Genomic DNA, 19420 nt, shown 5'->3' with positions numbered 1-19420 from the left:
CACCGGGGTAATCAGCCCGATAATCCTCACCTATTCGGGGGAGAGAGGAAGAATGGAGACGTAAGCGCACAAGAGCGAGAAGAGTTCGGCCATGAAAGTCGGTGTTCCGAAAGAGCTCAAGAACAGCGAATATCGGGTGGCCCTTGCCCCGGCCGGAGTGCACGAGTTCGTGCGCCACGGGCATCGGGTCTTCGTGGAACAGGGGGCGGGCGTCGGCTCCGCGATCCCCGACGACGACTTCGCCGCGGCGGGGGCCGTCATGGTCCCGGACGCCGACGAGGTCTGGGCGGCCGCCGACATGGTCATGAAGGTGAAGGAGCCGGTGCCGGAGGAGTACCACCGGCTGCGCAAGGGGCAGGTGCTGTTCACGTACCTGCACCTGGCCGCGTCCAGGCCCTGCACGCAGGCCCTGCTCGACTCCGGCAGCACCGCCGTCGCCTACGAGACCGTCCAGACCGCCAACCGGGCGCTGCCGCTGCTCGCGCCCATGTCCGAGGTGGCGGGCAGGCTGGCGCCGCAGGTGGGCGCGTACCACCTGATGCGCTCGGGAGGCGGCAGGGGCGTGCTGATAGGGGGCGTCTCCGGCGTGCGCGCGGCGCAGGTCGTGGTCATCGGAGCCGGCGTGTCCGGCATGAACGCCGCCGCCATCGCCCTCGGCATGCAGGCCGAGGTGCTGCTGCTCGACAACAACATCGACAAGCTGCGCCAGGCCGACCTGATCTACCAGGGCCACTGCCAGACCGTCGCCTCCAACACCCTGGAGATCGAGCAGGCGGTGACGGAGGCCGACCTGGTCATCGGCGCGGTGCTGGTGCCCGGTGCCAAGGCGCCGACGCTGGTGAGCAACGACCTCGTGAGCCGGATGAAGCCGGGCTCGGTGCTGGTGGACATCGCGATCGACCAGGGCGGCTGCTTCGAGGACTCCCGGCCGACCACGCACGAGCGGCCCACGTACCGGGTGCACGACTCGATCTTCTACTGCGTGGCCAACATGCCCGGCGCGGTGCCGCACACCTCGACGTTCGCGCTGACGAACGTGACGCTGCCGTACGCGCTGGCCATCGCCGACCTGGGCTGGAAGCGGGCCATGCGCGAGGACCCGGCGCTCGCGCTGGGCCTGAGCACCTACGACGGCCACCTGACCAGCCGCCCGGTGGCCGAGGCGCACGGTCTGGAGTGGACGCCCGTCGAACACGCTCTTTCGTGAGCCTTCTGTCCATCACATCCGGCGCGAGTTACGCTAAGTAGCGTTAGACTACTTAGAGTAACTGATCGGAGTCATGATGGCGCAGAAGAGCAGCTTCCGCGAGAGCGCGGAGCGCAACTTCAAGGACTTGGACGCCGACGGCGACGGCTTCCTGACCCGATACGACTACCTGTCGCTGGCCCAGCGGCGGCTGGAGCAGACCGGCGTGCGCGCGGACTCGCCCGAGGCCGAGGCGGTCGTCAACGCGTTCCTCAACGCCTGGGACACCCACGCCCGGGCCCTCGACACCGACCGCGACGGGCGGATCAGCAAGGAGGAGTACGTCACGTCCTTCGAGTCGCTGGTACGCACGGGCGCACTCGAAGCCGTGCTCGCGCCGATCACCCGGGCCACCTTCGCCGTCGCGGACCGCGACGGCGACGGCTGGATCACCATGGAGGATTTCCGCACCGTATGGAACCGCGCGGACACCGACCTCGCCGCGGCCTTCTCCCGGGTGGACGCCGACGGTGACGGCCGCATCTCCTTCGAGGAGTACTCCCGCGCCCGTCAGGGCCTCCTCATCGACGGGGTGTGAGAGCCCCGTCACGGGCGTCGGCCGGAGTTCCCACACCCACGAGGGGGCGGCCACGCCGCCGAAAGGGGCCACCCACCCGCCCCTCCGGCGTACCGCCGTTCCCGGCTCCGGCCGATGCCCACCGGCCCCGCGCGGGCTACTTCTGCGACTGGCTGGGCGTCGGCGAGATGGTCTCCATCGGCGGCTGCTGCTGGTTGGCCTTCGGCTCCGGCGGCAGCGGCGCCTGGTCGGCCGTCGTCGTGATGGCGTCCTCGCCGCCGCACGTGGCGCCGGGCTCCGGCGTGTCCTTACCGTTCTGGAACTTCTTGATGAACGCCCCCAGCTTCGGGTCGGCGGAGTCGTTCAGCTTGAGCTGGTGCCCCCACGACGACGCGACCACCGGCGCGGGCAGGTTGGGGTACGGGCTGACCAGCATGTAGTCCTGCTGGCCCGTGGACGACGCCACTTCCTTCAGCTTGTCGACCTGCGCCTTGGGCAGGTCGGGCCGGTAGGTGATCCAGACGGCCCCGTGCTCCATGGAGTGCACGGCGTGCTCACTGTGGATGGGCTTGTCGTAGACCGAGCACGCCTGCCAGTAGTTGTTGTGCTGGCCGCCCACCGGAGGGTTCTCCTTGTAGGTGACCGCGTTCCACACGTGCTGCCCGGCCTCGTACTTGTAATTGGCCACGGCGTCCAACGAGGTCTCCCTGGCCTGCTTGACCAGGTAGAAGCCGACCACGCCGACGAGCACCACGATGATCAGACCGCCCGTCCCCCACATGAGCAGCGCGGCGCGGCGTTGTTTGCGCTTCTGCTCGGCCCGCATCTTCGCAAGATGCTCGCGCCTCGCCTGCGCCTTCTCCTTCGTCATCGTTCCTCCATCGGCGTACCAACTCCGGTCACCCTATTGCCTCCCGGCGTATGCGGAGAATAAGGCGCTTATAAGCGTCCGATCACGACGCCATCGGTGGGTACGCTGGACGGGCCATGGAAAAGCCCGTGAGTAAACCCATCCTGATCGCCTGCGGCGTGCTCGTGCTCGCCGTGGCCGCATTCTTCCTGTTCGGCCGTGACGGCACGCCCGGCGACACCTCGGCCGAGGCCGGGTTCGCCCGCGACATGGCCACGCATCACGCCCAGGCCGTGGACATGTCGTTCATCGTCAGGGACAAGGGCCCGGCCAAGGAGATCAGAAACCTGGCCTTCGACATCATCAACACCCAGGCCAACCAGCGCGGCATGTTCCTGGGCTGGCTGCAGCAGTGGGGTCTCGACCAGGCCACCGACCAGAAGCCGATGGCCTGGATGGCCGGCCACGGCCACGGCGGCACCGCCACCGCCGCGCCCGGCTCCATGCCCGGCTCCATGCCCGGTATGGCCACGCCGCAGGAGCTGACCCAGCTCAAGGAGGCGCAGGGCACGCAGGCCGAGGTGCTGTTCCTGCAGCTGATGATCCGCCACCACGAGGGGGGTGTGCAGATGGCCGAGGGGCTGCTCAAGCTGTCCACGCGCGACGAGGTCGTCAGCATGGCGCAGAAGATCGTCCAGGGGCAGAGCGGCGAGATCAAGCTCATGACGGAGCTGCTCAAGCAGCGCGGCGCGCAGCCCTACCCGTCGATCCTCAAGCCCCAGTAAGGCCGGCCGTGGACGGGGACGCCGACGCGGTCGTGGTGGGCTCCGGGCCCAACGGGCTCGTCGCCGCCGTCACGCTGGCCCGCGCCGGGCGCAGGGTGCTGCTGCTGGAGGCCGCCGACCGGTTCGGCGGCGGGCTGCGCTCCGGCGAGCTGACGCTGCCGGGGCGGGTACACGACCTGTGCGCGACGGTGATGGCGATGGCGGTGGCCTCTCCCGCGTTCCGGGCGCTGGACCTTCCGGGTGTGGAGTTCGCGCATCCTCCGGTGCCCGTGGCCCATCCGCTCGACGGCCGCCCGGCCGTACTCGTGCACCGCGACGCCCACCGCACCGCCCAGGGCCTGGGCCGCGACGCGGGCGCGTGGCTGGCGACCGTGGGCGCGGCCGCCCGCGCCGGGCTCCCGCTGGTGGACCTGCTCCTCAAGCCGCTCGGCCCGTGGCGGGCCACGGGGCCGCGTACGTTCGCGCAGGCGGCCGGGTTCGGGCTCGCGGCGGCCCTGCCCGCCACGACGTTCGCCCGGCGGGTGTTCCGGACCGTGGAGGGGCGGGCGCTCATCGCGGGCATGGCCGCCCACTCCGTACGGGACCTGCGCGCGCCCATCACCGCCGGATACGGGCTGATGCTGGCGTCCCTGGCCCACCTGGCGGGCTGGCCGCTGGTGCGGGGCGGGTCGCAGGTGCTGGCCGACGCGCTGGTGGCCGAGCTCAGGTCGCTGGGCGGGGAGGCGGTCACCGGCCACCGCGTGCGCCGGCTGTCGGAGCTGTCGGCGCCGACGGTGGTGCTGGACGTCTCGCCCCGGCAGTTCCTCGCGATGGCGGACCTCCCGGCGGGCTACCGGCGGCGGCTGGCCCGCTTCCGCTACGGTCCCGGCGTCTTCAAGATGGACTGGGCCCTGGACGGGCCGGTGCCGTGGCGGGATCCGGCGGTGGCGGACGCGGGCACGGTGCACCTGGGCGGGACGCTGGAGGAGATCGCGCTGAGCGAGGCGGAGACGACCGCCGGCCGGCACTCGCCCCGGCCGTACGTGCTGGCGGTCCAGCCGTACGCGGCGGATCCGACGAGGGGCGGGCACACGTTCTGGGCCTATTGCCACGTGCCCGCCGGCTCGACGGTGGACATGACGGACGCCATCGAGACCCAGATCGAGCGGTACGCGCCCGGCTTCCGAGACCGCGTCCTGGCCCGCCACACGATGGGCCCGGCCGCGATGGAGGCCGCCAACCCCAACCTGGTGGGGGGCGACATCACCGGCGGCCTGACCAGCCTGGTCCAGTTCCTCCGCCGCCCCGTCTGGTCGCCGGCGCCGTGGCGCACACCGCTGCCGGGCGTCTTCCTGTGCTCGGCCTCCACCCCACCCGGCCCGTCGGTACACGGGATGGGCGGCTGGCAGGCGGCCCGCCTCGCCCTGCGGACCACCCCCGCCAAGCCATAACGACCACCGGCGGCGCGGGGGTCAGGGGTGCATTTCGTCGGTGAGGGCGGCGGCGAAGGCGTCCACGTCGGACTCCGTCGTGTCGAAGGCGCACATCCACCGCACCTCCCCCGTCGCCTCGTTCCACGTGTAGAACCGGAACCGCTTGGCCAGCCGCTCCGTCACGTCCCGGGGCAGGATCGCGAAGACCGCGTTCGCCTCCACCGGCCGGGTGAGCGTCACCCCCGGGATGCCGCTGACCGCCTCGGCCAGGCGCCGGCCCATGGCGTTGGCCTGGCGGGCGTTGCGCAGCCACAGGTCGCCCGACAGCAGCGCCTCGAACTGCGCCGACACGAAGCGCATCTTCGACGACAGCTGCATGAAGGTCTTGCGGATGTAGTCGACCCCGCTGGCGGCGGCCGGGTTGAGGACGACGACGGCCTCGCCGTACAGCAGCCCGATCTTGGTGCCGCCGAAGGAGAGCACGTCCACCCCCACGTCCGTCGTGAGGGCCCGCAGCGGGACGTCGAGGGCGGCGGCGGCGTTGGTGAGGCGGGAGCCGTCGAGGTGGACGAGCAGCCCCAGGTCATGGGCGTGCGAGCAGATCGCCGCGATCTCGTCGGCCGTGTAGAGGGTGCCGAGCTCGGTGGTGTTGGAGATGGACACCACGCGCGGCTGCGCCCGGTGCACGTCGCCGAACCCCCACGCCTGCCGGTCGATCAGCTCCGGCGTGAGCTTGCCGTCGGGCGTGGGCACGGTGAGCAGCTTGATGCCGCCCGCCACCTCGGGCGCGCCACCCTCGTCGGTGTGGATGTGGGCGCTTTCCGCGCAGATGACCGCCTCCCAGTGGGCGGTCATCGAACGGAGGGAGACGACGTTCGCGGCGGTGCCGTTGAAGACCGGCCAGGCCTGCGCCTGCTCGCCGAAGTGCCGCTTGAAGACCTCCGCCATGGCCTCGGTGTAGACGTCCTCGCCGTAGGCCGTCTGGTGGCCGCCGTTGGCGGCGGCGATCGCCTGGAGGATCTCGGGGTGCACCCCGGCGTAGTTGTCGCTGGCGAACGCCTTGAGCCGGGGGTCGTGCCGGGAAGTCACGCAGTAAGGTCCAATCGGGTGCCGTTGACCTCGGCGGCGGGGCGGTCGTAGAGGCCGCCGATGGCCTCCGCGAGGTCGTGTACGTCGGTGAATCCGGCGAACTTCGCGGCGGGCTTCTCGGCCCGCATGGCGTCGTTCACCAGGGCCTTGACCACCAGGATGGTGGCCGCGCTGCCGGTGCCGGAGAGCGCGTCGGCGAGGGAGAGCGTCCACGCCTCCGCCGCCGCCTTGGCCGCCGCGTAGGCGGCGCCCCCGGCGGAGGGCCGCTCGGCCGCCTTGGCCGAGACGATCACGAAGCGGCCGTTGTCGCTGTCCCGCAGCAGCGGCTCGAAGGCCAGCGACACGTTCTGGAGCGTGCGGATCAACAGGTCGTGCAGGAGATCCCAGTCGTCGAGGCTGGTCTCGGCGAACGAGCCGGCGCCGCGCCAGCCGCCGACCAGGTGCACCACGCCGTCCACGCGGCCGTGATCGCGCTCGATCCAGTCGGCCAGGCCCTGTACGGCGGTACGGTCGAGCAGGTCGACGTCCTCCTTGTCGACCCCGATCACCGTATGACCATTTTTCCGGAAATATTCGGAAACGGCCTCCCCTGTCGGCCCTCCAGCACCCGTAACCAGAATGATCATGCGCGAAGTCCCTTAGTCGATTCGACCACTTCGGCCAGCTTACGGCGCAGTGCCTCGTAGAACATGCTCAGGGGGAACTCGTCCGGCAGCACCGCGTCCACCTTGGCCTTCTGCTCCTCCGGCAGCGCCTGGACCCCCTTGGCCCAGACGGAGCCGGGATGCGGCGCCACGTACGCGCCCACCAGCTCGTACGCCGCCAGCCAGTGCGCCAGCTTGGACCGGTCGATGCTGTCGCGATACAGCTTCTCGACCTCGCCCCGCAGGTCGGCGACCCCGTCCGCGACCCGCTCCCAGTCGATCGTGAGCCGGTTGTCCGTCCAGCGCACGATGTCGTTGCGGTGCAGGTACGCGAAGAGCAGCTGCCCGCCGAGCCCGTCGTAGTTCCGCACCCGCTCCCCGGTGATCGGGAACCTGAACAGCCGGTCGAACAGGATCGCCACCTGCACGTACCGCGCGTGCGGCACGCCCCGGGCCTCCAGCTTGACGGCCTCCCCGAACGCGGTCAGGTCGCAGCGCAGCTCCTCCAGCGAGTACAGCCAGTACGGCATCCGCTGCTTGATCATGAACGGGTCGAACGGCAGGTCCCCGTGGCTGTGGGTGCGGTCGTGGACCAGGTCCCAGAGCACGAACGTGTCCTGCGCGAGCCGCTGCGAGGCCAGCAGCCTGGCCGCGTCCGGCGGCAGGTCGAGCTTGAGCGTCTCGGCGGCGGCCTGCGACACCCGCCTGAACCTGGCGGCCTCGCGGTCGGCGAAGATCCCGCCCCAGGTGAAGCGCGCCGGAGCCTGCCGCACCGCGACCGTCTCGGGGAAGAGCACGGCGGAGTGGGTGTCGTAGCCGGAGGTGAAGTCCTCGAACGCGATCGGCACGAACATCGGGTTGTCGTAGCCGCCCGCCTCCAAGTCGGCCAGCCAGTCCGGCCAGATCGTCCGGATCCAGACGGCCTCCAGGTTGCGGGCGGGGTTGCCGTTCTGGGTGTACATGGGGAAGACCACGACGTGCTCCAGCCCGTCCTCGCGCTGGGTGTCGGGGTGGAACAGGTCGAGCGAGTCGAGGAAGTCGGGCACGCCGAGGTCCTGCTCGGCCCACTTCGCCAGGTCCGCCTGGACGGCCTGGAGGTACGCGGCGTCATGCGGGAAATATGGCGATATTTCGCCCAGGCGCGTCCCGATCTCGGCCATCAGCGCCTTCGCCCGCTCCTTCTCCTCCGGCACCGAGCCGTCCTTGACCTGCAGCGGACGCAGCTCCTCGACGGCCGCCTTGAGCCGGGCGAACCCGGCCGCCTTGGCCTCGTCGCGCGACCCGGCGGCGTCGCCGGCGTCCGGGACGCGGGCGGCCCAGGTGACCACGTTCCCCCAGAGGCGCCGGTGGTCGTAGTCCTCGATGGAGTCGTCGCCGAAGAGGTCGGAGTCGGCGAACGCGACCACGCGCCCCTTGCCGTACCGGACGGCGGCGGCCAGCGGCGCGCCCGCCGGGTCGGCGGTCGGCGAGGTCGCGAACAGCACCTCGCCCTCGCCCGCGCCCTCACTCGCCATCGTGAGGACGCCGGTGCGGTAGAAGCAGGCCGCGCGGACCCCGGCGAGCAGGCCGGAGGTGGTGGCGGGCTCGGCGAGCACCCAGGTGGCCACGTCCCGGTGCGCGTTCTTCGGGTCGCGCACGGTGGTGTGCGCCACGCCCACCCCGAACCGCCCGAGCAGCTCACGCAGGTTGTTGCCGTACTTGTCCTGCTCCTCCTCGGCCAGCACCACCAGCCCGCCGCCGTCGGCGACGAAGGACTCGATCGCGTCCAGCTCGGCGGCGGTGAAGAGGGGGCTGCCCTGCCCGATGGTACGTTCCCACCGCTCTCCCGACGGGTGCGCGATCACCAGGACATCCTGCTCGGCGAGCGTCTCGGGCGTGAGCGCGCCGGACGTGTGGGCGCCGACCGTGTGCCCCAGATGCCGGAGCAGCCCGGCCGCGCGGGCGTAGCTGTTGTCGTCGGGATGGGCGGGGTTGATGGCCTCGGCCACCTCGCGCCGGACGGTCCACGACTCGCTGTGAGCCTCGTCGAACAGCACCCGAGGGAACGCTTGCATGAAATATCTCCTGTATCTACCGCCTTCTGACGGAAAATATACACATGATGCTCCATGTACCGCCAAACCCTCAGGCGGCGCCCGGCCGGACCACCCCGGTCTCGTACGCGAAGACCACGGCCTGCGCCCGGTCGCGCAGCGACAGCTTCATCAGCACCCGCGCCACGTGCGTCTTGACCGTGGCCTCCCCCACGTACAGCTCCCCGGCGATCTCCGCGTTGGTGAGGCCGCGCGCCAGCAGCCGCAGCACCTCCAGCTCGCGCGGCGTCAGCTCGGCCAGCCGGGGCGAGGGCGTCGGCTCGGCCCGGCCCGCGAACGTGGCGATCACCCGGCTCGTCACGGCCGGGTCGAGCAGCGCGTCACCCGCGTGCACCACCCTGATCGCCTCCAGGAGCTGCTCCGGCGGCGACACCTTCAGCAGGAACCCGCTGGTGCCGGCGCGCAGCGCGGCGTAGAGGTTCTCGTCGGTGTCGAACGTGGTCAGCGTGATGACCTTGGGCGGCGACGGGTCGTCCAGCAGCTCCTTGGCCGCGGCCAGCCCGTCGAGCCGGGGCATCGAGATGTCCATGAGCACGATGTCCGGCCGCGTACGCCTGACCACGGCGACGGCCTCGCGCCCGTCGGACGCCTCCCCGACCACCTCCATGCCGGGGTCGCTGTCGACGACCATGCGCAGCCCGGCCCTGACCATCGCCTGATCGTCGGCGATGACTATGCGAATGCCCACAAGCCGGAGGGTAGACGCCGGGCACCCGCCTTGAACACCCAGGCCAAGCCGCACGCAAGTGAGTCACAAGTCACGACACATGGACGCTCTGCCGGATGCGGGTCTGGGTGGCGTCGTCGCACGTGGCCTTGGCGCAGAAGTACATCACGAGCATGGTCTTGGGCTGGCGGTCGATCACGTAGCTGACGAAGCCCAGCCTGGTGCCGGACGCGGGGTCGTGCAGGGAGCCGTCGAAGCGGGTGGCGGGGCTGGTGCCGGCCTGGTCCGGCACGGGTTTGCCGACGTCGACCTGGCCGGGCAGCAGGGCCTCCATCTTGGCCTTCATCTGCTCGGAGTTGCCGCCGGCGTCGAGGGTGTCGGAGACCTGGACGTAGACGCCCGAGGCGGAGTCGGGGTCGTCCTCGACGACCTGGGAGATCGCCGACCAGTCCGCGCCGGGGCCGGCCACGAACAGGGACTCGAACTCCTGGGCGTGCGGCGAGACCACCGCGAACAGGTCCTGGTGGGTGCGCACGGTCCAGTCGCCCGGGTACTCGAACGTGAGCGGCGCGGCGGCGCTGGTCTTGTAGCGGGACCAGGTGTCGCCGCGGTGGTTCATGATGATCATGGCGACGAGCGCGAGGGCCGCGACGGCGGCGACCAGCGTGGCGGCCACGATCGGGACGCGTCCCGGGCGTTTCTTGGGCGCGGTCGGATGCGTGGGGGGCGCGGGGGCCCGGTCCGACCCGATCGGCGTGAACGGGGGCCCCAGGACAGGCGCGGGACGCGGGCCTGAGGTGGGCCCGGAGGCGGGACCGGTCGGGGGGCCGGTCGTGGGGCCCGTCGTGGGTCCGGTCGTGGGTCCCGGGACGGGCGCGGGGTACGGGGCCGGGTGCGGGCCGGAGTGGGGACCCTGGCGGGGCACGAGGTGGGGCCCGCTGGTGGGGCCGCTCATGGGGTCGGGCTGGTGCCCGCTGATCGCGTCACGCAGCGCGGTCACGAACTCCGTACAGGTGGCGTAACGCTGCTCGGGCGCCTTGGCCAGCGCCCGCATCATCACGGCGTCGATCTGCGCGGGCAGGTCGGGCCTGAGCTGCGACAGCGGCGTCGGCTGCTCGGCCAGGTGGGCCCAGAGCAGGGCGATGTCGTTCTCGCGCTGGAACGGCAGCCGCGCCGACAGCCCCTCGTAGACCACGCAGGCCAGCGCGTACTGGTCGGCGCGGCCGTCGATGTGCTCCTTGTTGATCTGCTCGGGCGACATGTAGCGGGGCGTGCCGATGAACTGGTCGGTCTGGGTCAGCCCGGAGATCGACGAGCGGTGCTTGGTGATGCCGAAGTCGGTGAGGTAGACGTGGTCACCGGCCATCAGGATGTTGGCCGGTTTGACGTCGCGGTGGATCAGGTCGTGCGCGTGCGCGGCGTCAAGGGCGGCGGCGACCTGGGCGAAGACCTGGTTCGCCTGGGCGATCGGCAGCGGTCCGCGGTCGTAGATGAGCCGGCGCAGGTCGAGCCCGTCGACGTAGCGCATGGCGATGTAGAGGACGCCGTCGGCGTCCGCGTTGGCCTCGTAGATCGGGATGATGTTGGGGTGCTCGATGCTGGCGACCGTTCTGGACTCCAGGATGAACCGCTGCCTGAACCGGTCGTCGACGCTGAGCACCGGGTTGAGGATCTTCAGCGCCACCCGGCGGCTCAACCTGGGGTCGAGCGCAAGGTAGACCACGGCCATGCCGCCCTTGCCGACGATGTCCTCGATGTAGTACCCGGCCACCTCCTGGCCGATGAGCGATCTTTCGTTCAATGGCATCACGTCTCGATGGGGTGGCCGCAGTAACCGCAGAAGCGATGCGCGGGCCCGAGTCGCATGCCGCACGAGGTGCAGTACTTGATCGCCGGGTTCGGCGCGGTCATCACCTGCTGTTGTTGCTGCGGGACCATGGGGAACGCCTGCGACCGCCGTACGACCACGGTCTGGCTGGCCCCGTCGTCGAGCGGTGGCGCGGCCGCCCCCGGTGGTTCTGGCGGCTCTGTCACCTTTTCAGGAGCACGGCGGCGCCACAGCAGATACGCCCCGCCCGCGGCCGCCATGAAAAGGATTCCGGCCGCCACGATGAACGGCCACAGCGGGGTCGACCGGGTGGTGGTGGCCGCCACCTGTTTCGTGCCCTGGTCCTCCGGCCCGCCCCGTTTCTCCAGCGAGGTCTTCAGCAGCTTGGCGGCCACCACGTTGCCCGGATAGAGCTCCAGCACGCGCTGGAAGCCGGGCGCGGCCTCCGTGTAGTACTTGGTGTGATAGCGGGTCAGCGCCGCCTCGAACGCCGTGTCGATCGCGCCTCTGCGCGGCGCCACCTTGGCGGCGGCCAGGATGCCGTTGATCTCCCTGACGCCGATCATCCTGCCCTCTTTGCCGCCGCCCACCAGCAGGCCGATGACGTGGCCGTTCTTGTCGCCGATCACGGGGGCGCCGATGAGTCCCTGGTCGGCCAGGCCGCCCAGCTTGACCGGCTCGTCCACCTTCTTCTCCGGGTCGGCGAACGGCCTGCCGTTGTCACCGCCCGCACCTCCCGCGCCGCCCTTGCCCAGGTGGGCGATCTCGACGGTCTCCAGGACCTTCGGGCCCGGCCGGCCGAGGAAGCCCGCCACGTTGGTGGGCGCTCCCTCCTGCTCGGGCACCTGGTCGGCGAGCGGCGCGGTGGGCATGCCGACGCCTCCGGTCATGGGGGTCACCGGCACCAGCACGGCGGGGCTGTCGGGCGTCGGGCCGGCTTTGATGCACTTGACCTTGATGCCGTTGGGGGTCGGCGGCGACACGTTGGGATAGGCCGTGATCTCGGTGGTCACGTTGATGATGCAGGTGGCGGTGTCGGTCTTCGGCGGGTAGCACTCCGCCAGGTGGTGGTTGAGCAGGTCGTCCTTGAGCTTGTGCTTCTCGTAGTCGAGGGGAATCTTCACCTTGTGGTGCTCGGCGAAGACCTTGTTCGCCGCGTAGATCGCGACGTCGTTGGGGTTCACGGCCAGGCGCCTGAGCGCGATGATCGTGCCGTCGGGGTTGACGACGGTCCCCGTGCCCGCGGCGAACGGGATGTCGTAGGACCGCTCCACATGTTTGAGCTCGCCGATGTGGTCGAGCAGGGTGATCTCCACATGAGACACGGCTTCCAGTCGCACCACGGCGGGGGTCACCAGGTCGGTGATCCCGCTCGGGTGTTCGTGAGCCGCGGCCGGCATCGCGATCAGCACCAGTGCCGTCGCGACGCCACCGGCAAGAGCTGTGAGGCGCGCCATCTCCGCTCCCAACGCAGGTCTAGGACCAGGGTCCCAATCGCATGCTGTAAGTCAATAGACCGCCACGTAGACAAGCGCTTGCTCGGGGGAATAACGTACCTGGGTGGGCTACACGATCGGCGTAGATGTCGGTGGCACCTTCACCGATGTGGTCCTTGGAGGCACGTTCGGCGCGATTGCCGTGGCCAAATGTTTGAGCACCCACTACGACCCCATCGCGGGCATCGTGGCCGGCGTTACGCGCGCGCTCGGCGACCGCGACCCCGCGCAGGTCACGCGGGTCGTCCACGCGACGACGCTGGCCACCAACGCGGTGCTCGAACGCAAGGGGGTCCGGGTGGCTTTTGTCACCACCCAGGGCTTTCGCGCCGCCGTCCCGCTCGGGCGCTACGCGCGGGTCGAGGAGGACCGCTACGATCTGCGCTTCTCACCGCCGCCTCCGCCGGTGGCCGCGGGCGACTGCTTCGAGGTGGTGGAACGCGTCTCGGCGCGCGGCGCGGTGCTGACGCCGCTGGACCTCGATTCCGTACGCCGGGCCGCCGCGGCGATCACGGCCCGCGGCATCACGTCGGCGGCGGTCTGCCTGCTGCACTCGTACGCCAACCCGGCCCATGAGCGGCAGGTCGCCGAGCTCCTGCGGGAGTCGATCCCGGACGTGGTGACGTCGTCGGAGATCTGGCCGGAGATCCGCGAGTACGAGCGCGCCACCACCACCATCATGTCCGCATATATCGGCCCGTTGATGGCTTCGTACCTTTCGCAGCTCCGGGAACGGCTGGCCGAGATCGGGATCCGCGCGCCCGTCCACGTCATGGAGTCGAGCGGCGGCGTGATCTCCGCCGAGCTGGCCGCCCGGCGCGCGGTGGCCACGATCGAGTCGGGCCCGGCGGCGGGGGTGCTGGCGGCGGCCGGGACCGGGTTCCCGGACGTGATCTCGTTCGACATGGGCGGGACCACCGCCAAGGCGTGCGTCGTACGCGGCGGGACGCCCGAGATCACGAACGAGTTCCACGTCGGCGGCAAGGGCAGCTTCGGCGGCCGGCGCGCGGGCACCGGCGTGCCCATCAAGACCCCGGCCATCGACCTGGCGGAGGTGGGGGCGGGCGGGGGCAGCGTCGCCTGGCTCGACGCCGCCGGCGCGCTCCGCGTCGGCCCGCACTCGGCGGGCTCCTCCCCCGGGCCCGCCTGTTACGGCCTGGGCGGCTCCGAACCCACGGTCACGGACGCGAACCTGGTCCTCGGCTACCTCTCCTCGGCCTCGCTCCCCCTGACTCCGGACCTGGCCGCCAAGGCCCTCGACCGGCTGGCCTCGCCGCTCGGGGTCTCCCGGGAGGAGGCCGCGTACGCCGTGCACGAGATCGTCAGCGCCTCGATGGCGTCGGCGGTGCACGTGGTGACGGTGCAGCGCGGCATCGACCCGCGCGGCTTCGCCCTGGTCGCCTTCGGCGGCGCCGGTCCCATGCACGCGGCCCGGGTCGCGGAGCGCTTCGGGATCGGGACGGTCGTGGTGCCCGCGCACTGCGGCGTCGCCTCGGCCGCCGGACTCCTCGCCGGCGCCCTCTCCACGGACCGCGTCCTGTCCCGCCTGGACGCCCCCGACCCCTCCGCCGTCTTCACCTCCCTGGCCACCGACGCCGCCGCCGACCTGGGCGTCTCACTCTCGGACCCCGGGGTGCTGGTGTCACGGTCGGTGGACGTCCGCTTCAAGGGCCAGTCCCACGACCTGACCGTCGAATGGACGTCTTCCCGGGAGGAGCTGGCGTCCCGCTTCTTCGCACGGTACGAGGAGGTGTACGGGATCGCGCAACGGGGCGAGATCGAACTGGTCAGCTACCGCATCCACCTCACCGCCCCCACCTCCCCACCCCCCGGCACCACCGGGAATGAGGCCGCCGGGAACGGGACGGCCGGCGACGGGGCAGCCGGGGACGCGACAGCGGCGGCCGTGCCCCGGGGGAGGCGGGCGTACTTCCCGGAGACCGGCGGCTACGCCGAAGTCCCCGTCCACACCAGGGACACCATGGCCGGCGGCCCGCTCCACGGCCCCGCGATCATCGAGGACGCCGAGTCCACGATCGTCGTCCCGCCCGGCTGGACCGCCACCCTCGCCGAGACCCGCGCCGTCCACCTCACCAGGAGCACGACATGCCCGACCTCCTGACCGCCGAGGTGCTCAGGAACGCGCTCGTCGTCGCGGCGGAAGAGGCCAGCATCGTGGTGGTCCGCTCCGCGTACTCGACGTTCATCGTGGAGGGCTCCGACGCCTCGGCCGCCGTCCTCGACGCCCGGGGCCGCCTGATCGCCCAGTCCATGGCCACCACCCTCATGAACAGCATGGCGCTCAAGGTGGCGCTCCCCGAGCTCCTCAAGGACATCCCCGCGGACCGGATGAGCCCGGGCGACGTGTACGTGCTCAACGACGCCTACCGGGGCGGCGTGCACACCAACGACCTGCTCGTCTACCGCCCGGTCTTCGTCGGCCGGACCCCGGCGTACTTCACCGCCACCATGATCCACGTCTCCGACCTGGGCGGCCTCTCGGCGGGCGGCATGGCCCCGCTGGCGACCGACATCTTCCTGGAGGGCCTCCAGCTCCCGCCGGTGCGCCTGGCCACCGAGGAGGGCCTGGATCCGACCGTGGTGGCCATCCTGCGGGCCAACAGCCGTACCCCCGACAAGGTCATGGGCGACGTGCGGGCCCTGGTGGCCGGGACGGCGGTGGCCGCCGCCCGGCTGGAGACCCTGGTCGGCGAGTACGGCGCGGAGGGCCTGAGCGCGGGCGTCGACGACTACCTGGACTACACCGAGGCCAGGACCCGCGCGGCGCTGGCCGAGCTGCCGGCGGGCCGGTTCGAGGCGGCGTACCCGATCGACGATGACGGCATAAATCCCGAAAAATCGCATGAAATCCGGGTCGCCGTCACCCTCGGCGACGAACGAGCCGTGCTGGACTTCGCGGGCACCGGCCCGCAGGTCCCGGCCGCGATCAACGCCTCGGCCTCGCAGTCCCTCGCCGCCGCCGTCTTCGCCGTCCGCTGCTTCCTCGACCCCACGATTCCCATGAACGACGGCTGCCTGCGCGCCATCGACGTACGCCTGCCCGAGGGCTCCCTGCTCAACGCCCGCTCCCCCTACCCGTGCGGCGGCCGGTACGTCCCGATCTACGCCGCCATGGAGGCCGTCTTCCAGGCCATGTCCGACGCCGTCCCCGAGCGTGCCATCGCCCCCAGCGGGATCCTGCAGCCGTTCTCGATCGCCGCCGTCGGGGCGCCGTACTGGATCCACCTCTCCTACGACTTCGGCGGCGTGGGCGCCCGCCGGGGCCTGGACGGCCCGGACGCCACGGGCGTGCACTTCGGCATCGGCCGCAACTCGGTGCCGCAGGCGGAGCCGGTGGAGAGCCGCTGCCCGCTGATCGTCGAGTCCGTGGAGACCATCCCGGACTCGGGCGGCCCCGGCCGCTTCCGCGGCGGGCTGGGCTCGCGCACGGTCTACCGTTTCCTGGCCGACTGCCACGTCACCACCCGCGGCGACCGCCTCCGCCTCCCGCCCCCTGGCCGTGCCGGCGGGCAGCCGGGGCGGCTCGGCGGCTTCTTCAGGCGCCACCTGGACGGGACGGTGGAACGGCTGGCGTCCAAGGTCAACAATGTGCGGTTCGCGGCCGGGGAGGCGTTCATCGTGGAGACGACGGGCGGCGCCGGCCTCGGCCCACCGGCCGAACGCGACCCCGAGGCGATCCTGGCCGACCTCGAGGCGGGCCGCGTCACGCCACGGAGGGCGGCCGAGGACTACGGCTTCGAGACCAGGTCGGCGGGGTCGAAGCTCACCGGGAAGGGCGACGACAGGGTGACGCCGGTCCCGGCTCCATAGGCGATCGGCGGGCCATAGGTGTCGCCGTCGAGTTCATGGACGTAGAGCACCTCTTCGTCCGGCTCGATGCGCCAGTAGACGGGGATGCCCGCCACCGCGTAGGCCAGGACCTTCAGCGCTCTGTCACGCCCTTGGGTGTCCGGGCCGACCACCTCGCCGACGAGATGCACCTGCCCAGGTGAGAGCACGGGCTCGTCCGCCTTGATCGCCTCTTCCGGCACGACCACCAGGTCGGGGATGTAGAAGTCCCGGTCGCTCGCTTGCACGCCGACGCCCATCAGCGGCGTCAGGTCGCGCGGCACCTCGCGATCGAGAACGCGCATCGCGCGGGAGATGACCCGCTGATGCAGGATGGTGGGCAGCGGGCTGATCAGGAGGCTTCCGTTGAAGAGTTCGTAGCGATTCCCGTCATCGGGAAACGTGAACAGGTCCTCGACGGAATAGGGCGGCCTTCCAGGGAGGACTGTCGGCCCGGCGATTGAGATCACGTGCCGAGTATCGGACCTCACGCACACTTCCGTCACGTGAAGTCACGAGGTCGCCACGCTTCGGCGCCCTGGCGGACCGCCGCGTGGACGGCGCGGGCCGCGCGGGCGCCCCACTCCGAGCGGGGACCGCCGAACAGCTCCGCGGGCCCCTCCGCCGGCGCGGCCACGCAGACCGCGTCCGAGGCCGTCCCCGTGCAGGGGAAGCCCGCCTCGATCAGCGCCTGGGACTTCGCCTCCGTGACCGTCATCACCGCGTTGACCAGGGCCGCGTCCGTCATGGCCACCGGCAGCACGGTCACGATGTTGATGGTCCCCACCCGCATCGGCGCCAGCTCCGGGTCCGCGCTCCCCTCCGGGGCGGCGGCCCAGGTCGGGACGCGGAGGCCGACGGTCGCGTACGCCTCCACGCCGCCGTCCGAGGCCTGGACGCAGCGGTCGACGGAGGCGGCGGTCAGCATGCCGACGCCGTCCCCCGCCGGGCCTAACGACAGCAGGTGGTCGACCGGGTCCATCCGTGAGTACCCGGCCACCACCTGCGCGTTCAGCACCCACTCGCGCGGGCCGATCCCGCCGCCGAGCAGCGCGGAGGAGATCATCCGCCAGCCCGGCCCGAACTCCCACAGCAGCGCCCCCAGCCGCGCCCCGTCCTCCACCCGATAGGTGAGCTTCATGGCCCTCCCCTGACGAGGTGCACGACGGGCCGGCCGTCCGGCCCCGGCTCGATCTTCACATGGGCGTCGAAGTGCCGTCCCACCAACGGCTCGGTGAGCACCTGGGCGGGCTTGCCGGAGGCCACCGCGCGCCCGCCGGCCAGCAGGAGCAGGGAATCGGCGTAGAGACCGGCGACGGTCAGGTCGTGCAGGGTGGTGACGACGGTCAGGCCGTCCGCCCGCCGCAGCCGGTCCACCAGCTCCAGCACCTGCTGCTGGTGCCCGAGGTCGAGGGCGGTCGTGGGCTCGTCCAGCAGCAGGACGGGCGCCTCCTGGGCGAGGGCCCTGGCCAGCACCACGCGCTGGCGCTCGCCGCCGGACAGCTCCCCCGCGCGCCGCATGGCGAGCGCGGTCAGGTCGAGCCGTTCGAGCACGCCGGCGGTGACCTCCCGGTCGTGCGCGCTCTCGCGGCCCAGGTAGGGGATGTACGGGGTGCGCCCGAGCAGCGCGTAGTCGAAGACCGTCATGTCGGGCGGCAGGGCGGGGCTCTGGGGGGCGTAGGCCAGCAGGCGGGCACGTTCGCGGGGCTTGAGCCGGGCCGCCGGCCGGGAGTCCAGCGTGACCTCGCCCCGGTGCGCGACGAGGCCCATGACGGCCTTGAGCAGGGTGGACTTGCCCGCCCCGTTGGGCCCGATGATCGCCAGCCACTCGCCGCGGCGCACCTGGAGCGAGACGTCGGACACGACCTCGCGGTCGCCGAGCCGTACCGACAGCGCCTGGGTGCTGATCACGTCGCCGTCCGCCTGGTCATGCGCAGGACGCCGACGAAGAACGGCGCCCCCACGAACATGGTCACCACTCCGATCGGCAGCTCGGCGGGGGCGATCACCGTACGCGCGATGAGGTCTGCCAGCACCAGGAACGCCCCGCCGCCGATCAGCGAGAGCGGCAGCACGATCCGGTACGAGCCGCCCGCCAGCCGCCGCACGATGTGCGGGATGACGATGCCCACGAACCCGATCAGCCCGCTCACCGCCACGGCCGCCGCGGTGGCCAGGGAGGCGGCCAGCAGCACGGTGAGGCGCACCCTGGCCGCCCGCACACCGAGGCTGGTGGCCTCCTCGTCGCCCACGGACAGCACGTCCAGCATCCGCCCGTGCAGCAGGAGCAGCACGGCCGAGACGGCGGCGTACGGCAGCACCAGCCAGAACTGGTCCCACCCGCCGCCGACGTCGCCGAGGATCCACGAGTAGACGCGCTGCAGCTCCTCGACCTTGAACTGCTGGATGAACGTCTGGATCGCGGTCAGGAACGAGGTGACCGCCACCCCGGCCAGCACCAGCGTCGCGGTGCCGCCGGAGCGCCCGGCGGTGTTGCCGAGCGTGTACGCCAGGAACACCCCGCCCACGGCCCCGAGGAAGGCCGCGACGGGGATGCTCGCGCCCGACTCCGGCAGCAGCACGATGGCCACGGTCGTCGCCAGGCCGGCCCCGGCCGCGGCCCCCAGCAGGTACGGGTCGGCGAGCGGGTTGCGGAACACGCCCTGGTACCCCGCCCCCGCCATGGCCAGCAGCCCTCCGACCACCGCCGCCACCAGCACCCGCGGCAGCCGCAGCTCGAACAGCAGCCCCTGCTCGACCGGCGCGAGCCCGGAGTCCACGTGCACGAACGGCAGCCAGTCCACGGCCTGGAGCACCACCTGCCACGGCGAGATGTCGGCCGCCCCGTCCAGCAGCCCGGCGATCATGCAGACGGCCAGCACGCCCAGGGCGCACGCGATCCAGAGTGGTCTGGCCCTCGACGGGCCGGCCTGCGCCGCCATGG

The 19420-nt window shown here is 71.6% G+C and carries 17 protein-coding genes; 6 read left to right on the top strand and 11 right to left on the bottom strand.

Annotated features, from left to right (window positions below; translation table 11 throughout):
* Positions 1 to 91: 91 nt before the first annotated feature.
* Together ald and AB0J87_RS07670 are read left to right on the top strand one after the other, a co-directional pair.
* Positions 92 to 1207: an alanine dehydrogenase gene (ald, locus tag AB0J87_RS07675; protein ID WP_363963240.1), complete on the top strand. Its 1116-nt coding sequence runs from the start codon at positions 92 to 94 to the stop codon at positions 1205 to 1207.
* Between the two features lie 73 nt (positions 1208 to 1280).
* Entirely contained in the window at positions 1281 to 1784 is a 504-nt protein-coding gene (locus AB0J87_RS07670; RefSeq protein ID WP_350728689.1) for an EF-hand domain-containing protein, read from the top strand.
* A gap of 136 nt (positions 1785 to 1920) precedes the next feature.
* Here the strand turns inward: AB0J87_RS07670 and AB0J87_RS07665 are convergent, their stop codons facing one another.
* The gene (locus AB0J87_RS07665) at positions 1921 to 2634 is read right to left on the bottom strand and encodes a DUF3105 domain-containing protein (RefSeq protein ID WP_363963238.1); all 714 of its coding nucleotides are present in this window, start codon (positions 2632 to 2634) and stop codon (positions 1921 to 1923) included.
* 128 nt (positions 2635 to 2762) lie between these two features.
* Between AB0J87_RS07665 and AB0J87_RS07660 the strand changes: the two genes are divergently transcribed.
* Both AB0J87_RS07660 and AB0J87_RS07655 read left to right on the top strand, forming a co-directional pair.
* Complete coding sequence (locus tag AB0J87_RS07660) at positions 2763 to 3398, top strand: DUF305 domain-containing protein (RefSeq protein ID WP_363963236.1); 636 nt, start codon at positions 2763 to 2765, stop codon at positions 3396 to 3398.
* An 8-nt stretch (positions 3399 to 3406) separates the two neighbouring features.
* Positions 3407 to 4828, top strand: coding sequence for an NAD(P)/FAD-dependent oxidoreductase (locus AB0J87_RS07655; RefSeq protein WP_363963234.1), 1422 nt, complete (start codon positions 3407 to 3409; stop codon positions 4826 to 4828).
* Between the two features lie 21 nt (positions 4829 to 4849).
* Here AB0J87_RS07655 and AB0J87_RS07650 read toward each other — a convergent pair whose 3' ends face one another.
* From AB0J87_RS07650 to AB0J87_RS07625, 6 genes are all read right to left on the bottom strand, one after another.
* Entirely contained in the window at positions 4850 to 5899 is a 1050-nt protein-coding gene (locus AB0J87_RS07650; RefSeq protein ID WP_350728685.1) for a low specificity L-threonine aldolase, read from the bottom strand.
* The gene (locus AB0J87_RS07645) at positions 5896 to 6525 is read right to left on the bottom strand and encodes an SDR family NAD(P)-dependent oxidoreductase (RefSeq protein WP_350728684.1); all 630 of its coding nucleotides are present in this window, start codon (positions 6523 to 6525) and stop codon (positions 5896 to 5898) included. Before AB0J87_RS07645 ends, AB0J87_RS07650 begins: the two co-directional genes overlap by 4 nt.
* On the bottom strand, positions 6522 to 8597 hold the full coding sequence (locus tag AB0J87_RS07640; protein ID WP_363963231.1) for a DUF6421 family protein: 2076 nt from the start codon (positions 8595 to 8597) through the stop codon (positions 6522 to 6524). The genes AB0J87_RS07645 and AB0J87_RS07640 overlap by 4 nt, the downstream gene beginning before the upstream one ends.
* Before the next feature lie 70 nt (positions 8598 to 8667).
* Positions 8668 to 9324, bottom strand: coding sequence for a response regulator transcription factor (locus AB0J87_RS07635; protein ID WP_185072735.1), 657 nt, complete (start codon positions 9322 to 9324; stop codon positions 8668 to 8670).
* 70 nt (positions 9325 to 9394) lie between these two features.
* Positions 9395 to 11110, bottom strand: a complete 1716-nt coding sequence (locus AB0J87_RS07630) for a serine/threonine-protein kinase (RefSeq protein WP_363963229.1) — start codon at positions 11108 to 11110, stop codon at positions 9395 to 9397.
* Positions 11110 to 12588, bottom strand: a complete 1479-nt coding sequence (locus AB0J87_RS07625) for a zinc ribbon domain-containing protein (RefSeq protein ID WP_363963227.1) — start codon at positions 12586 to 12588, stop codon at positions 11110 to 11112. The genes AB0J87_RS07630 and AB0J87_RS07625 overlap by 1 nt, the downstream gene beginning before the upstream one ends.
* Before the next feature lie 103 nt (positions 12589 to 12691).
* Here AB0J87_RS07625 and AB0J87_RS07620 point away from each other — a divergent pair, with 103 nt between their 5' ends.
* Both AB0J87_RS07620 and AB0J87_RS07615 read left to right on the top strand, forming a co-directional pair.
* Positions 12692 to 14749, top strand: a complete 2058-nt coding sequence (locus tag AB0J87_RS07620) for a hydantoinase/oxoprolinase family protein (RefSeq protein WP_363963225.1) — start codon at positions 12692 to 12694, stop codon at positions 14747 to 14749.
* Positions 14734 to 16458: a hydantoinase B/oxoprolinase family protein gene (locus AB0J87_RS07615; RefSeq protein WP_363963223.1), complete on the top strand. Its 1725-nt coding sequence runs from the start codon at positions 14734 to 14736 to the stop codon at positions 16456 to 16458. The genes AB0J87_RS07620 and AB0J87_RS07615 overlap by 16 nt, the downstream gene beginning before the upstream one ends.
* Here AB0J87_RS07615 and AB0J87_RS07610 read toward each other — a convergent pair.
* Genes AB0J87_RS07610 through AB0J87_RS07595 form a run of 4 tightly spaced genes read right to left on the bottom strand, consistent with a single transcriptional unit; the run spans position 16377 to position 19418 of the window.
* Complete coding sequence (locus AB0J87_RS07610) at positions 16377 to 16946, bottom strand: Uma2 family endonuclease (protein WP_363963221.1); 570 nt, start codon at positions 16944 to 16946, stop codon at positions 16377 to 16379. The two genes, AB0J87_RS07615 and AB0J87_RS07610, sit on opposite strands and share 82 nt — an antisense overlap.
* Before the next feature lie 32 nt (positions 16947 to 16978).
* Entirely contained in the window at positions 16979 to 17617 is a 639-nt protein-coding gene (locus tag AB0J87_RS07605) for an adenosylcobinamide amidohydrolase (protein ID WP_363963219.1), read from the bottom strand.
* Entirely contained in the window at positions 17614 to 18387 is a 774-nt protein-coding gene (locus tag AB0J87_RS07600; RefSeq protein ID WP_363963217.1) for an ABC transporter ATP-binding protein, read from the bottom strand. The genes AB0J87_RS07605 and AB0J87_RS07600 overlap by 4 nt, the downstream gene beginning before the upstream one ends.
* The gene (locus AB0J87_RS07595) at positions 18384 to 19418 is read right to left on the bottom strand and encodes an iron ABC transporter permease (RefSeq protein ID WP_355206361.1); all 1035 of its coding nucleotides are present in this window, start codon (positions 19416 to 19418) and stop codon (positions 18384 to 18386) included. The genes AB0J87_RS07600 and AB0J87_RS07595 overlap by 4 nt, the downstream gene beginning before the upstream one ends.
* Positions 19419 to 19420: the final 2 nt, after the last annotated feature.

The sequence above is a fragment of the Nonomuraea sp. NPDC049625 genome (assembly GCF_040675285.1).
GTDB lineage: Bacteria > Actinomycetota > Actinomycetes > Streptosporangiales > Streptosporangiaceae > Nonomuraea > Nonomuraea angiospora_A.
Note: the sequence above shows the minus strand (reverse complement) of the source record. Positions and strands in the feature narration are given on the sequence as shown.